The 13,783-nt window shown below is 68.3% G+C and carries 13 protein-coding genes; 6 read left to right on the plus strand and 7 right to left on the minus strand.

The window, feature by feature from the left end; translation table 11 throughout:
• Positions 1 to 43: 43 nt before the first annotated feature.
• Complete coding sequence (locus RIA68_06445) at positions 44 to 916, minus strand: TIGR00730 family Rossman fold protein (GenBank protein MEQ8317078.1); 873 nt, start codon at positions 914 to 916, stop codon at positions 44 to 46.
• Here RIA68_06445 and RIA68_06450 point away from each other — a divergent pair.
• The gene (locus RIA68_06450) at positions 915 to 2,270 is read left to right on the plus strand and encodes a folylpolyglutamate synthase/dihydrofolate synthase family protein (GenBank protein MEQ8317079.1); all 1,356 of its coding nucleotides are present in this window, start codon (positions 915 to 917) and stop codon (positions 2,268 to 2,270) included. The genes RIA68_06445 and RIA68_06450 overlap by 2 nt on opposite strands.
• On the opposite strand, the gene asnS is transcribed toward RIA68_06450, so the two are convergent.
• Positions 2,271 to 3,668: an asparagine--tRNA ligase gene (gene asnS / locus RIA68_06455; protein MEQ8317080.1), complete on the minus strand. Its 1,398-nt coding sequence runs from the start codon at positions 3,666 to 3,668 to the stop codon at positions 2,271 to 2,273.
• An 82-nt stretch (positions 3,669 to 3,750) separates the two neighbouring features.
• On the opposite strand from asnS, the gene RIA68_06460 reads away from it, so the two are divergent.
• Both RIA68_06460 and RIA68_06465 read left to right on the plus strand, forming a co-directional pair.
• Complete coding sequence (locus RIA68_06460) at positions 3,751 to 4,353, plus strand: sulfur transferase domain-containing protein (GenBank protein MEQ8317081.1); 603 nt, start codon at positions 3,751 to 3,753, stop codon at positions 4,351 to 4,353.
• A complete protein-coding gene (locus RIA68_06465) occupies positions 4,350 to 4,664 on the plus strand; it encodes a (2Fe-2S)-binding protein (GenBank protein MEQ8317082.1) in 315 nt (104 codons plus the stop codon). The genes RIA68_06460 and RIA68_06465 overlap by 4 nt, the downstream gene beginning before the upstream one ends.
• A gap of 296 nt (positions 4,665 to 4,960) precedes the next feature.
• Here the strand turns inward: RIA68_06465 and RIA68_06470 are convergent, their stop codons facing one another.
• The 3 genes from RIA68_06470 to pdxA form a co-directional block, all read right to left on the minus strand.
• Positions 4,961 to 5,899 carry a DNA-directed RNA polymerase subunit alpha C-terminal domain-containing protein gene (locus RIA68_06470; GenBank protein MEQ8317083.1) on the minus strand — a complete coding sequence of 313 codons (939 nt, stop codon included), beginning with the start codon at positions 5,897 to 5,899 and terminating at the stop codon, positions 4,961 to 4,963.
• Positions 5,900 to 5,991: 92 nt separating this feature from the next.
• The gene (locus RIA68_06475; GenBank protein ID MEQ8317084.1) at positions 5,992 to 7,410 is read right to left on the minus strand and encodes an MATE family efflux transporter; all 1,419 of its coding nucleotides are present in this window, start codon (positions 7,408 to 7,410) and stop codon (positions 5,992 to 5,994) included.
• A gap of 33 nt (positions 7,411 to 7,443) precedes the next feature.
• Entirely contained in the window at positions 7,444 to 8,457 is a 1,014-nt protein-coding gene (gene pdxA, locus RIA68_06480) for a 4-hydroxythreonine-4-phosphate dehydrogenase PdxA (GenBank protein MEQ8317085.1), read from the minus strand.
• A 101-nt stretch (positions 8,458 to 8,558) separates the two neighbouring features.
• On the opposite strand from pdxA, the gene RIA68_06485 reads away from it, so the two are divergent.
• Both RIA68_06485 and RIA68_06490 read left to right on the plus strand, forming a co-directional pair.
• On the plus strand, positions 8,559 to 10,313 hold the full coding sequence (locus RIA68_06485; protein MEQ8317086.1) for an FKBP-type peptidyl-prolyl cis-trans isomerase: 1,755 nt from the start codon (positions 8,559 to 8,561) through the stop codon (positions 10,311 to 10,313).
• Between the two features lie 67 nt (positions 10,314 to 10,380).
• Entirely contained in the window at positions 10,381 to 10,722 is a 342-nt protein-coding gene (locus tag RIA68_06490) for an FKBP-type peptidyl-prolyl cis-trans isomerase (GenBank protein MEQ8317087.1), read from the plus strand.
• 48 nt (positions 10,723 to 10,770) lie between these two features.
• Here RIA68_06490 and RIA68_06495 read toward each other — a convergent pair whose 3' ends face one another.
• The gene (locus RIA68_06495; GenBank protein MEQ8317088.1) at positions 10,771 to 11,538 is read right to left on the minus strand and encodes an SDR family NAD(P)-dependent oxidoreductase; all 768 of its coding nucleotides are present in this window, start codon (positions 11,536 to 11,538) and stop codon (positions 10,771 to 10,773) included.
• A 23-nt stretch (positions 11,539 to 11,561) separates the two neighbouring features.
• Positions 11,562 to 12,380, minus strand: coding sequence for a hypothetical protein (locus RIA68_06500; GenBank protein ID MEQ8317089.1), 819 nt, complete (start codon positions 12,378 to 12,380; stop codon positions 11,562 to 11,564).
• Between the two features lie 270 nt (positions 12,381 to 12,650).
• On the opposite strand from RIA68_06500, the gene RIA68_06505 reads away from it, so the two are divergent.
• Entirely contained in the window at positions 12,651 to 13,664 is a 1,014-nt protein-coding gene (locus RIA68_06505; protein MEQ8317090.1) for a tetratricopeptide repeat protein, read from the plus strand.
• The last annotated feature ends 119 nt before the right edge of the window (positions 13,665 to 13,783 follow it).

Raw genomic sequence — 13,783 nt, forward strand, 5'->3', positions numbered from 1 at the left:
GCCCGAACGGGCAGTATCCCGGATTTTCCAACCGAAATCAACCTCAGTCTGCATCGAATCGACGCGGTGACCGCGAACGGTAGCCTCCGGGCCCACCAGCGGCGGCCGATCCACCACGCCTGGGATGCACGCCACGACGGGTTCCCTCGCCGCTTTCGCGCGCTGCAGGTCCGATGACACCCGGCAACGAGGTCTCGTACGTTCCTTCGATCGCCGGCTTTATGAGCGCCATCGCGGCATCAACGTCGTCGACAACATGAAAGAGCGACAGGTCGGCTTCAGAGATTGTTCGGAACTTGTTACACATGCTCTCCCGGATCCACGCCACCGGCTCGGCCCAGAAGTCCGACCCGAACAAGACCAGCGGGAACGGCTCGATCTTCAGCGTCTGCATGAGCGTCATGGCCTCGAAGAACTCGTCGAGCGTGCCGAACCCGCCCGGGAAGATCACGAACGCCCGGGCGTACTTCACCAGCATGACCTTCCGCACGAAGAAGTACTCGAAGGACAACTCGTCGGTCTGGTAGGCGTTGGGAGCCTGCTCCATGGGCAGGGCGATGTTCATGCCCACGGACCGGCCGCCCGCCTCGAAGGCACCTCGGTTGGCGGCCTCCATGATGCCCGGCCCGCCGCCGGTCACGACAGCCAGGCCCGATTCTGCCAGCACGCGGCCCATCCGCCGTGCCGCCAGGTACATCGGGTCGTCGGGCTTCGTGCGGGCCGAGCCGAAGACGGTGACCGCCGGCGGCAATCGCTCGAGCGCATCGAAGCCCTCGACGAACTCGCTCATGATGCGGAGCACCCGCCACGAGTCGTGCCCACGGTCGGGCTGCGAGTCGGGAAAGGGCCCGAACTTCGTGCGGCCGCTTCCGCCGCTCGTTCCTTCGTTCATGCGTTCATCCATATGCTGGGCCATGCCCGGATCATCGGCCCCCGAGGGCCAGAAGCAAGCACCCCCACCCCCGCCAACGCGAGATTGGACCATCGACGCCGCGCTCGCGTGGCTCAACGCCAAGGTCAACTTCGAACGCCAGCCCAACCGCGACCTGGCCGTCCGGGTGCTGAAGCTCGACCGCATGCGGGCCCTCTCCGCGGCGCTGGGCGATCCGCACCTGGCCGTGCCGGCCATCCACGTGGCCGGCAGCAAGGGCAAGGGCAGCATCACGCGCATGGCCGCGAGCATCCTGACCGCCGCCGGCCTGCGCACCGGCGCGTTCACCAGCCCGCACCTGATCGCTCCGAACGAGCGCCTCGCGATCGATCGTGCCCCGGTCTCCGACGCCGACCTGGCGACCGCCCTCTGGCGCGTGTCGCAGGCCGAGGCTGGCCTGCCGGACGCGGTCATCGACCGCTTCGGCACGCCGACGTACTTCGAGGCCATCACCGCCGCCGCGTTCGATCACTTCGCGCGCTGCAGTTGCGACGCGGCCGTGCTCGAGGTCGGCCTGGGCGGCCGGCTCGACTCGACCAACATCGTGCACCCCGCCGCGTGCGTCCTGGCCTCGATCGAACTGGAACACACCGAGATCCTGGGCGACACGCTCCCGCTGATCGCACGCGAGAAGGCCGGCATCCTCAAGCCCGGCGTCCCGGCCATCTGCACGCCAAACCCGCCCGAGGTACTCGAGGTGTTCCGTGCCCAGGCCGCCGAGATCGGCGCCCCGCTGCGCGTGCTTGGCGACGACCTGCCGTTCGAGCACCGCCTCGACGAGGGCCACACCGTCGTCAAGGTTGCGATCGATGGACGAATGAGCTCGGAGCTGCGATGCCCGCTGCCCGGCGCGCACCAAGCCGCAAATGCAGCAGCCGCCGTCGCCGCATGCGTGCAGATGCTCGGCGATCGACTCAAGGACGCCGCGATCACCGAGGGCCTCGCCCGCACGCCCAGGGACGGCCGCATGGAACTGGTGTCCACGTCTCCAACCGTCATCATCGACGGCGCCCATACACCCGCCTCGCTCCGCGCGACGCTGGCTGCCTTACCGCGGCACGCCGGCCGGTTGGTCGTGGTGTTCGGATGTGCCAAGGACAAGGACGCCGCGGGCATGCTGGCGCTCGTGCGTCACGCGAACGCCAGCGTGATCTTCACGGAAGCGGGGCCGCGGTCGAAGCCGGCTTCGGAGCTCGCGACGCTCTTGGGCGAGCCGTGCGAGGTGATCGCTGACGTGGCCAGTGCCCTGGCGGCCGCGAAGTCGCTCGCGGAACGCGATGGCCTGGTCCTGTGCTGCGGCTCGTTCATGATCGCCGGTGCGATCAAGGCGCTGGCCTGACTAGAAGGCCGCCTGCCCGGGTGCACGCGGGAAGGGGATCGCGTCGCGGATGTTCTGCAGGCCCGTGCAGTACATCACCAGCCGCTCGAAGCCCAGGCCGAAGCCCGCGTGGGGCACGGTGCCGTACTTACGCAGGTCGCGGTACCAGCCGTACTCGTCCTTGGGCAGGCCCATCTCGTCGATGCGCTCGTCGAGCACGTCGAGGCGTTCCTCGCGCTGGCTTCCACCGATCAGTTCGCCCACGCCGGGCACCAGCACGTCCATGGCCGCCACAGTCTTGCCGTCGTCGTTGCGGCGCATGTAGAAGGCCTTGATGTCCTTGGGATAGTCCACCACCACCACCGGCTGGTTGAACTTCTCCTCGGTCAGGTAGCGCTCGTGCTCGCTCTGCAGGTCGCTGCCCCACTCGACGGGGTACTCGAACTTCTTGCCGCTCTTCTGCAGGATCTCGACCGCCTCGGTATACGGCAGCGTGCGGAAGGGCGAGGCGATCACGTGCTTGAGCCGATCGATCAGGCCCTTCTCGATGCGTTCGTCGAAGAACGCCGCATCGTCGGCGCAGTGCGTCAGCAGGTCGTCGAACACGTACTTGAGCAACCCCTCGGCCAGCTTGGCGTTGTCGGTGAGGTCCGCAAACGCGATCTCGGGCTCGATCATCCAGAACTCGGCTAGGTGCCGGCTCGTGTTGCTGTTCTCGGCGCGGAACGTCGGGCCAAAGGTGTACACGCGGCTGAGCGCACAGCAATAGGTCTCGACGTTGAGCTGGCCCGACACGGTCAGAAACGACTGCTTGCCGAAGAAGTCCTGGTGCCAGTCGACGCCGCGGCCGTGCTCGGCCATGGGCGGGTTCACGGCGTCGAGCGTGCTGACGCGGAACAGGTGGCCGGCGCCTTCGGCATCACTCGTCGTGATGATGGGCGTATGAACCCAGTAGAAGCCGTTGTTCTCGAAGTACGTGTGGATGGCGTAGGCCAGGCGATGCCGCACGCGCGCCATCGCACCAAAGGTGTTGGTCCTTGGCCGCAGGTGCGCGACTTCACGGAGGTACTCGAAGCTGTGACGCTTCGCGCTGGCGGGGTAGGTGTCTGGGTCCTCGACCATGCCGACGACGCGGACGGCGCTCGGGACGACCTCGACGCGCTGGCCCTTACCCTGGCTCGCGACGAGCTCGCCGTCGACCTCGATGGCGCACCCGGTGGTCAGGTGCAGTACCTCGCCCTCGTAGTTGGGCAGGTCGGTCTTGGCGACGACCTGGATGGGGTCGAAGCACGACCCATCGTGCAGCTGGATGAAGCTCAGGCCGGCCTTCGAGTCCCGGCGGGTGCGGACCCAGCCCTTGAGCGTCACCTTCGAGCCCTCGTCGGCCGCCAGGGCGTCCTTCACGCGCATCCACGTCATCGCCGTCGTCCCTTCCCGGCCAGGCTGCCTGACCAACACCCGAACCCAACCCCCCGCCCGGGCGGGCATGGTACGCTTGACCATGATGAAGCTACGAAGAGCCGTCCTCGCGTCCGCGGGCATCGCCGGTCTCACCCTGCTCGGCGGGTGCGCGTGCCAGAACTGCGCAACCAGCGAGCCGGCGGTGACGCCGGAGGCGGCGCAGGCCGAACCCATCGAAGTGCACCAGTGGGACCGTTGGCGCATCGCCGGCCAACCAGCACCCGACGACTACGAACGACAAGCCAAGGCCGGTACCGCATTGGTCGTCAACTTGCGCACGCAGCCCGAGCTCGATCGCCTCGACTTCGACCCACGCGCCGAGGTCGAGGCCCGCGGCATGCGCTACGCCTGGATCCCGATGGGCGGCGACGAGGGGTACGACACCGAGCAGGTCGCCGCGTTCACGCGGGCCATCGAAGGCATCGACGGGCCGATCATGATCCATTGTGCGTCGGGCGGCCGGGCGCGGCACCTCTGGGCGGCGTACCTCGTCGAGGAGCAGAGCGTCCCGCTCGACGAAGCCATGCTGCGGATGGAAGAGGTCGGTGGCCAGCCGACGCTCATGGAACGCTTCCTGGGCCATCGCTTGCACTACACCATCGGCGCGCCGTTGCCCCCGGCCGAGGACGACGCCGGCTCATGATGGGCCCCGACGACGACGTCTGCCTGTGCTTCCACGTCCCGCTTGGCAAGGTGCGGGCCTTCGTTCGACGAGAAGACCCACCGGTCGCTTCGCTCATCAGCGAGTGCCTGGGTGCGGGCACGGGCTGCGGCTGGTGCATCCCGGTGCTCAAGCAACTTCACCGCCAGCACGCCGCGGGCGAAGCAATGGAGGTCCGTGTCGATCCCGAGCTCTATGCCAGCGGGCGCCGGAGCTACCGCAAGACCGGGGCGCGGCCGGACGAAGTCGGAGGACCCTCCGCGACGGGATCCGATGCGTCAGATCCTGCGTAGGGAAGGCTGCGAGGATGGGGGCAAGCAGCAACAAAAAAGGCGACCCGACTCCACGAGACGCCGGGTCGCCTGTTGCGAGGAATGCATCCCGGGGAGGCCCCGGAACAGATGCAGACTAACCGATCGCACGGGGTCTTGTAAAGGCCTTTTTGCTCTATTGACAGAAAAAACCCCGTCCGCTCCCTCGGAGCGGGGGGTCTCACGTGAAGCCGCGCAGTTCTTGCGGCTGCGAAGCGTCCGATTATAGGTGGATCTACCTACTCGTCGCTCTTAGTCGCTGACCTTGCTCGTCGCTCTTACTCATCGATAGTTCGGAGCGTCATGCCGATCTCGCCGAGCCGCTCCTTCACCTCGGTGAGCGAGGTGGCGCCGAAGTTCTTCACGCCCATGAGCTCGGCCTCGGTGTGGCTCACGAGGTCGCCCAGGCTCTGGATGTTGAGCAACTGCAGCGCCCGGCGGGCACGCACGCTCAGGGCCAGGTCGGTCACGGGCTTGTTGAGCATGGCCTCCTGGCTGGTGCCGCGGAAGCGATCGAGCGCGGTCCGGCGTCCCGAGCGGTGGCCGTCGTCGACGCCCTGGCCCAGCGCCATGTTCTTGCCGGCGAGCATCTTCTTGATCTCGTCCAGGCTCGAGTCGCCGAAGTTCTTGTAGCTCATCAGCTCGGCTTCGGTCGTTCGCAGAAGGTCGCCCAGCGTGCGGATGTTCATCCGCTTCAGGGCCGTACGCGTGCGCACGGACAGGTCGAAGTCGGTGACGGCCGTCTCCATCTCCTGGCGACGCTTGAGGTGGTCGCTCTCGGCGTCCTCGACCACGCCCTCGTCACGGCTGGCGATGACGTCCTTCATGTAGAGCCGGGCCCGGGGGTGGTTCGGGTCGGTATCCAGCACCTGGCGCAGGCACCGCTCGGCCCGAGAGAACTCGCCGCGGTCTTCGTAGAGCACGGCCAGGTTCAGCAGGGCGTTGACCGGGGCCGGCGTCTTGTCGCACAGCCGCTCGTAGAGGCTGATGGCCTCGTCTTCCTCGCCGGCCAGATCGAGGTGGTAGGCCAGCTGGAAGGCCGCCTCGTCGTGCCCGGCGTCGGCCTGGACGGCCTTGCGGAGCGTCTCGATGGCGTCCATGCGGTCGCCCGCGGCGGCCTGCTGGCGTGCCTCCTCGAGCAGCCGGCCCGCCTGGGCCGAATCCCCACCAGAACCGATGACCATGTCGAGAGCGCTCGGCGACGAACTGGAACTCAAGGCGAGACCTCCAACGGGAAAAGGGGACGCGACGGGTGGATCGCGATTCTAGGCGGCCCCGGCTGACGCCTCTCCCGTCGGCCGCCGGCGGCTCAGACCGTGATCTGGTCGCCCGACAGCTTCATCCGCTTCCACGCCCCCATCCGGAAACGCACCAGCAGACAGATTCCCAGCACCACGATGTAGGCCGACGCGAAGATCCAGGGGCCCAGGGCGCCCCACTGGGGCACGAACTCGACCGCCAGGTGCCCCCCGCCGACGATCAGCAGCCACGACAGGCCGATGGTCAGCACGCTGGGCACCAGGGTGTCGCCCGCGCCGCGCAGGGCCCCGGTCGTCGTGACCGCCACCGCGTCGAACACCTGGAAGACCGCCGCGGCGATCAGGATCATCGAGCCCACGCGGATGAGCTCGGCGGCGCTCTCCTCGGCCATGTCGGCCGTCACGAACAGCGCCATGAGCTCGTGGCGGAACAGGATGAAGCAGGTCGCGCACGTGCCCATGTAGCCCACGCCCAGGGCCATGCCGAGCCACGCCCGCTTCTCGGCCAGGTCGAGCCGGCCCATGCCGATGAGCCGGCCCACGATGGCGGTGATGGCGATCGACAGCCCCACGGTCGGCATGAACGAGAGGCTCATGTACCGCAGCGCGATCCACCCCGCCGCCTGCTGAACCTCGCCGAAGCGACCGGCCAGGCCCACCAGGAGATAACCGAAGCAGATCATCTCGTTGACAAACATCAGCCCCGCCGGCGTGCCGATGCGGAGGATCTCCTTGATGGGCTTCCAGTTGGGCCGCCAGAGCGTGCGCGTGTCGAACTGGTTGTGCCAGTGCGGCAGCAGGAAGATGATCATCGGCACGATGAATTCGATCGCGCCGCCCATCACCGTGGCGATGGCCGCGCCCGTGAGACCAAGCTCGGGGAAGCCGAGCAAGCCGAAGATGAGCACCCAATTTCCCACGATGTTCACCGCGTTGCCCGCGAGGGCGGCGACCATGGGGATCACCGGCTTGTGCATGCCGAAGAAGTACTGCGCCACCGTGCGCGCAGCCATCGGGAAGATGGCGCCCATGATGACGATGCCGGCGTATCGGCTCTCGAGCGCTACGAGCTCGGGTGCGTGCCCCAACGCGCCGTACACCGTCGGCAGCAGCGGCACCAGGCCCAGCAGCAACGCCGCGGCGCACACCGAGATCCACATTTGCGCCCACACGTACCGCGCCCCGATGCGCGGCGTGCCCGCGCCCAGGTTCTGCGAGACGAAGCTCGAGACCACGCCGGCCATGCCGATGACCAGCGAGATAGGGATCCAGGCGAGCATGCCGCCGTTGCCCAGGGCGCTGACGTAGATCGGGTCGTCTCCCCAGCGCGTCACCATGATCGTGTCGACGAACTGCATCGCCGAGTAGCTGACCATCTGCACGATGCTCGGCGCGGCAATGAACAGCATGTCCAGCAGCGGGTGCCGCATGAACTCGCGTTGCTCTTCTGGGGCGCCTGGCAGCGACATGGGGCGTGGCTTCCGCAACGCCCGGGGGCGCCGCTACGGGGGGGAGGTGGCGCGTGCGGCCGCGAGCTTCGCCGCCAGACGCAGGGCCGCGGCCATCGAGCCGGCGTCGGCCACGCCCCGCCCGGCGATGCCGAACGCGGTTCCGTGGTCTGGGCTGGTTCGCGGCACGGCGAGCCCCAAGGTTATGTTCACCGCCTCGTCGAAGGCCACCAATTTCAGCGGCGCGAGGGCCTGATCGTGGTACATCGCCACCACGATGTCGAAAACGCCGCCCGGCCGGCGGGCATCGCGGAAGACCGTGTCGCCCGGCAGCGGGCCGGTGACGTCAACGCCCCGGCCCTGCGCCTCGGTGATCGCCGGAGCCACGATCTCCAGGTCTTCGCTGCCCAGCGATCCGCCCTCGCCGGCATGAGGATTCACGCCCGCGACGGCCACACGGGGCGACTCGATGCCCAGATCCCGGCAAAGATTCGCGGCCAGCTCGATGACGTCGAGTACCCTCGGTGTCGTAATAGCCTCGGGCACGGCACGCAGGGGCACGTGCGCCGTGACGAGGGCCACCAGCAGCGGCCGGCTGACGAACGCCATCGCGTGCCGGCCCGTCGCCAGCCGCTCGGCCAGCAGTTCGGTGTGCCCCAGGTGGGCGCCGAGACCGGCCATCACCCAGGCCGCCTTGCTGATGGGGCCGGTACAGATGGCGTGGGCGCGGGCCGGATGATCCTCGGGCAGGGCCGTCGAGTCGATGGCGTGCAGCACCTGGGCGTGGCTGATGGCCCCGTTACGGGCGTCCGGCTCGTGGGCGAAGGGCAGGCCGTCGTCGCGATCGCCGAGCTGGCACACCGTGACGGGCTCGGCCGGATCGACCGCGTCGATCGAGTCGACCACCGGCCAGTCGTGTCGTCCCAGGGCTCGGGCAGGGCCGTAGATGACCACGCGAGCCGCCTCGCCCGCGCCACCCCGGAGTGCGGCGCAGAGCACTTCCGGCGCGATGCTGCCCGGATCGCCCATCGAGACCGCGATGCAAGGACGTGACAGCGGCTGATCCATCGCCAATGGTACGAGAATCGCCCCGTATGCACCTCCTGGGATTCCATGAAGGGGATCTCACCGCTCGGCGGAGGCTGGAAACCCGGCGGCTACCATCCTCGATGGATATCACCACGCTTTCTGCCCCCGCGTCGCGAGCCGCGGCCATCCTGGCGCTCGCGGGCGTCATCGTCATCGCCGGCTGCGAGAATTCGTCGCAGAACGGCGGCGAGGCCGGTTCAACCGCCACCGGCTCGACGCCTGCCGAGGCGAGCCCGACCGACCAGGACCGCCCCACCACCGAGCAGCCGTCGGACGACGCCGCGTCCGAAGCCACGCCCGACCCCGAGCCCACGGACGAACCATCAGCCGAGACCGAGCCCGGAGCGGGTACCGAGTCCGATCCAACGCAGCCGTTCACCGAACTCGGCGTCACCGACGTCCAGATCGGCGACGGCGCCGTGGCGGAGATGCAGGACACCGTCACGCTCCACTATCGCGGAACGTTCCGCGAGAGCGGCGAAGAGTTCGATTCGAGTTACAGCCGCGGCGCGCCGTACACGCTGCCGCTGCGTCAGTTCGTGCCCGGCTTCAGCCAAGGCGTCGCGGGCATGAAGGTCGGTGGCAAGCGCCGCATCGAGATCCCGTATGCCCTGGCCTACGGCGAGCGAGGCAGCCCGCCGACGATCCCGCCGCGGTCGGACCTGGTCTTCGAAGTCGAGCTCGTCGGCGTCGAGAAGCCCGAGCCGCCCAAGAAGCCCGACCTGGCCACCGAATTCGAGGGAGAGCCGCAGGACCTCGGTGATGGACTCGTCGTCCGCGACATCGCCGTGGGCGAGGGCGAGAACGGCGTCAAGCCCAACGCCAAGGTGTTCGTGCACATCTTGGGCGTGAATGCGGCAACCGGCGAGCAGTTCGCTTCGAGCCGCGAAGCCGGCGCGCCCCAGCAGCTCGACCTGGGCGAGCCCCGCATGCTGGCGGGCCTGGCACGCGGCATCGTGGGCATGAAGCCGACGGGCACGCGCCGCATCGAGGTGCCAGCCGCGTTGGGCTTCGGCCCGCAGGGCATGGGCGAGGTCCTGCCGCCCGACAGCGACCTCGTGTTCGAGGTCGAGCTGCTGAGCATGGCCAATCCACGCGAGCTGAGCACCGAATGGGTCCGCGAAGAAACCCGCGAGAACGGCATGATCGTCCGCATCGTGCGTGAGGGCGACGCCGAGGCCGACCCCATCCCCGCCGGCGGCATCGCCGTGCTCCACACGATGGGAGCCCTCGAGGACGGCACCGTCTTCGACTCGACCTTCGACCAGGGCCAGCAGGCCGTCGTGCCGCTTGAGCAATCGGTCATCGAGGGCTGGGCCATGGGCGTCGAGGGCATGAAGCCCGGCGAGGTCCGCCAGTTCGTCGTGCCGTCCGAGCTTGGCTTCGGCGAAGAAGGCCAGCCGCCCGTCGTTCCGGCGGGCGAGACGCTGACCTTCGAGGTCGAGCTGTTCGACTGGCGCATGCCGCGGGAGTTCTCGACCGAGTTCGTCGGCGAGGCCCAGCAGGTCGAAGAGGGCATCACGATCCGCGACGTCAGCATCGGGGAGGGACCCGAGGCCGCCGAGGGCCAGATGGCCGTCATCAACTACCTCGCGCAGCTCCCCGACGGCACGGTCGTCGCCAACACCTTTGACAGCGGCGACATGCAGGTCGTACCGCTCGACGGACAGTCGCCGCTGCCGGGACTGCGAAAGGCGATGGTGGGCATGAACGTCGGCGGCGTACGTCGCGTCGAACTCGCAGCCGACCAGGCCTTCGGGGCCCAGGGCAACCCGCCGCTGGTGCCCGCCGACACGCCCATCACCTTCGAGGTCGAACTGATGGCGGTGCAGTAATCAGCGCAAGCCGACGACAGTTGATCGATTGCCCGGGATGGCCCGGGTGGAAAGGAAACCGATTCGCATGACCGAACGACAGGAATTGGCCGGCGGCCTTGTCGCCGAAGACGTCGAAGTTGGTACCGGGGCCGAGTGCCCGCACGGCGCGACCGTCAAGGTGCACTACCGCGGCACGCTCGAGGACGGCACGCAGTTCGACTCGAGCTACGACCGCGGCGAGCCCATCACCTTCCCGCTGGGCAGCCTCATCCAGGGCTGGCAGATCGGCATCCCCGGCATGAAGGTCGGCGGCAAGCGCCGCCTCGAGATTCCTTATGGCCTGGGCTACGGCGAGCGCGGCGCTCCCCCGAGCATCCCGCCGCGCGCGAACCTCGTCTTCGACATCGAACTGCTCGACGTCAAGTAAACAAGCGACGAACTTCGTTCAGGGCCCGGACGCGAGTCCGGGCCTTTCTCATGGGTACGCCTGGCGTGTTGGTCGCAGCATGATCTCGCTCAGGTGAACGCCTGCGGGCTGGCCGCAGGCGAACATGATCGACCGCGCGACATCGTCGGGCGTCAACACCGGCGCCATCGATTCCATGAACTCGCCGAAGGCCTTGGGGTCGTACCCCGCCGCCGACTGGAACTCGCTCGCAACCACGCCCGGCTCGATGGTTGTGACGCGTACGCCTCTGGGCCCGGCCTCGCGCCGCATCGCCTCGGCCATCATGTGCACGGCCGCCTTCGCAGCGCCATAGAAGCTGCTGAACGGGCTCAGGTTCCGCCCGACCGTCGAGCCCAGCACAACGACATCACGCGGCTGTTTCGGCGGCCCGGTGTACTCGCCGATCTCGGCGAACATCCGGTGCAGCGAGGCCCGCATGAGCTTCGCCGCCGCCAGCGTGTTGACCCGCAGCACGTCTTCCCACTCGGCCTCGTCCGAGTCGAGCGGCGAACCACGTAGCCCGCGGCCCGCGTTGGCGATGACCAGGTCTGCCTCGCGTCCACCGGCCTTCTTCGCGGCCTCGAGTATCGCCTCGATCACTCCGGGCTCGGCTGCATCGCCGGCGACGGGCTTCACGCGATCGGTGTCGATCTCGACGAGTTCGTCGAGTCTTCCGGCTCGCCGCGCGTTGACGACGACCACGGCGCCCTGCTCGGCCAGCATGCGCGCACAGGCCATGCCGATGCCCGCACTGGCTCCGGTGACGATCGCGACGCGGTCGTTGAAGTTGCTCATGGCCGGACGGTAGCCCCGCCCGACTAGTTCGTGATGCGGTTGATGAACCCGCTCATGCCGCCGCGCATCGCGTCGATCTCGCTGTTGAAGCGCCGCTCGTCGATGTCTTCGCCGATGTTCGTCGTCAGGTCGATGCGGAAGTACCGCCGCGTCTCGGGCCGATCTCGCACGCCAGGAGGCACGCTGTACCCCACCACCGAGCGTTGGCTCGGGGTCGTCACGATCGGGACCATCCACTGCCCGCCCTCGTCGGCGCGCACGATGCGCGGCCGATCGGGATCGCGGTCGTACAGCACAACCGTGGCGCCAGGTAGCGTCTGGCCCTGCAGCATCTCCGTGCGTCGGGCGCTGATGAAATTGCCCGAGAAGCCCAGCGAAACCTCGCTGAGCGAGAGCTGCAGCCGCCGGCCGGGCGCGATGGGCTGGCCCTGGAGCGCCTCGAGGCTCTTGTGCAGCTTGGACAGCCCCGTGAAGCTGTCGACCACGATGTTGGCCGTGTAGTCGCGGACCTCGACGCCCGCCAGCGAGTCCATCGTGGGCGGGCCGGCGTCGAAGCTGGGCTTCATCGCCATGCGGTTGCTCACCTTGTGGTGGCGGATGACGACCGGCCAGATCTGATCCCACTCGCTACGGGTCACGCGGCTCCGACCGCCCGTGGCGTCGCCCTGCACCACCACGGCCCGCACGTTGCGGAAGTTCAGCGTGACCGGCAATTCAGACTTACGGACGCAGCCGGCCAGCGGGGCGAACACCAGGAGCATCGCCAGAATACCGAACAAAATGGTGACGCAACGCGGCCGATTGATCTCGCGGGCCGTGAATGACGATTGGGTCAGAGTCATGTGACCTTTTGCCGGCGGAGGCCGGCGGAGGGGGCGTGGCGTGCGGCAGCGTCCCGACGACGGCGCGGGACGCATCGGAGGCTTATCGGCCGAAATTGCGCGTCGGGGCCAGAGTTCGGTCGAGCCTCTCGACAACCCTCATGCGACCGGCGCGAGGGTGCGATAATGGGCCTTGCCGGTGGATCGGGCCGAACTCGGACGGTCCGCCGATCGTTGGAAGGGCTCGACTTCGATTGGATCGTGTCGGACGAGCGTGGGAAGGGGCAGCGGATGATCACCAGCCAGGCGGGCACACGACGGATTTCGACCAGGGGCGGCCTTGCCGTCGCGCTGGTCGCGCTCGGGCTGTGCCTGGCCGCATGCGGATCGGGCTCGTCGGCCAAGAAGCAGGCCCGCCAGACCGCCGCCAACGACGCCGCCGACCAAGCCACCGCGTACGTCCGACTGGGCGACGCACGAGCGGCGCTGAGAGAGTTCGAGCGCGCCATCGAACTCAACCCGCTCATGACCCGCGCCTACGTCGGAGCGGGCGATGCCGCGCGGGACCTGGACGATCCCGTCGCCGCCGAAGAGTTCTACAACCAGGCGTCCGAGCTCGACCCCGACAACCCACGCATCCACTTCAAGCGCGGCCAGGTGCTGCAGGCGCTCAACCGCGTGAGCGAGGCCATCCGCGCGTACCTCACGTCGCTCGAGCTCGACCCCACCGACGTACCGGCCAACATCAACGTCTCGGTCGCGTACATGCAGGCCGAGGAGCCGCGCCTCGCACGGCCGTTCGCCGAGCGCGCCGTATTCGTCGACCCCTATAGCGCCGCGGCCCGCATCAACCTGGGCTCGATCTACGCCGCCCTCGACGAGCACCGCCGGGCCGTCGACGAGTATCAGCAGGCCGCCGAGCTCGTCGATCCGATCCCGGCCGAGCTGCTGGTGAATCTGGCCGAGAGCCTGCGCGTGCTGGGCGAGGATGCCCAGGCGGTCAACGTGCTCGACCAGCTCCTGCGAGAGAATGAGTCGGCCCTGGCTTGGGAACGCCGCGGGGCCGCGATGTTCCGCTTGAGCGACTTCGAGGGCGCCGCCACCAGCTTCGAGCGGGCGCTCGAGCTCGACGGCGAGCACTACCCGGCCCTCAACGGCCTTGCGGTGCTCCGCCTCAACGAGTACTTGCGGAGCGGCCAGACCGATCCGGTTGCCCTGCAACAAGCCCTCGACCACTTCCGCAACAGCCTGCGGATCGAGCACCGCCAGCCGAAGGTGCGTGAGCTGCTCAGCCGCTTCAGCTAGGCCGTACCGAGGCCACCGATCGCCGCAGGCCGCCCGCAGGGCGGTTTTTTTAGTGCTTGTCCGCAACGCGGATCGGGCCGGGGCACCTTTCCGGGCAGAAGCCCGACGAAACCCGATAC

The sequence above is a fragment of the Phycisphaerales bacterium genome (assembly GCA_040217175.1).
Taxonomy (GTDB): Bacteria; Planctomycetota; Phycisphaerae; order Phycisphaerales; family UBA1924; genus JAHCJI01.

Coding starts and splice junctions, on each gene's coding strand:
- asnS (MEQ8317080.1), bottom strand. CDS start 3,668: ATGACGTGGATGCGCGTGAAGGACGCCCTGGCGGCCGACGAGGGCTCG.
- RIA68_06460 (MEQ8317081.1), top strand. CDS start 3,751: ATGATGAAGCTACGAAGAGCCGTCCTCGCGTCCGCGGGCATCGCCGGT.
- RIA68_06465 (MEQ8317082.1), top strand. CDS start 4,350: ATGATGGGCCCCGACGACGACGTCTGCCTGTGCTTCCACGTCCCGCTT.
- RIA68_06445 (MEQ8317078.1), bottom strand. CDS start 916: ATGGCCCAGCATATGGATGAACGCATGAACGAAGGAACGAGCGGCGGA.
- RIA68_06450 (MEQ8317079.1), top strand. CDS start 915: ATGCCCGGATCATCGGCCCCCGAGGGCCAGAAGCAAGCACCCCCACCC.
- RIA68_06505 (MEQ8317090.1), top strand. CDS start 12,651: ATGATCACCAGCCAGGCGGGCACACGACGGATTTCGACCAGGGGCGGC.
- RIA68_06485 (MEQ8317086.1), top strand. CDS start 8,559: ATGGATATCACCACGCTTTCTGCCCCCGCGTCGCGAGCCGCGGCCATC.
- RIA68_06490 (MEQ8317087.1), top strand. CDS start 10,381: ATGACCGAACGACAGGAATTGGCCGGCGGCCTTGTCGCCGAAGACGTC.
- RIA68_06475 (MEQ8317084.1), bottom strand. CDS start 7,410: ATGTCGCTGCCAGGCGCCCCAGAAGAGCAACGCGAGTTCATGCGGCAC.
- RIA68_06495 (MEQ8317088.1), bottom strand. CDS start 11,538: ATGAGCAACTTCAACGACCGCGTCGCGATCGTCACCGGAGCCAGTGCG.
- pdxA (MEQ8317085.1), bottom strand. CDS start 8,457: ATGGATCAGCCGCTGTCACGTCCTTGCATCGCGGTCTCGATGGGCGAT.
- RIA68_06500 (MEQ8317089.1), bottom strand. CDS start 12,380: ATGACTCTGACCCAATCGTCATTCACGGCCCGCGAGATCAATCGGCCG.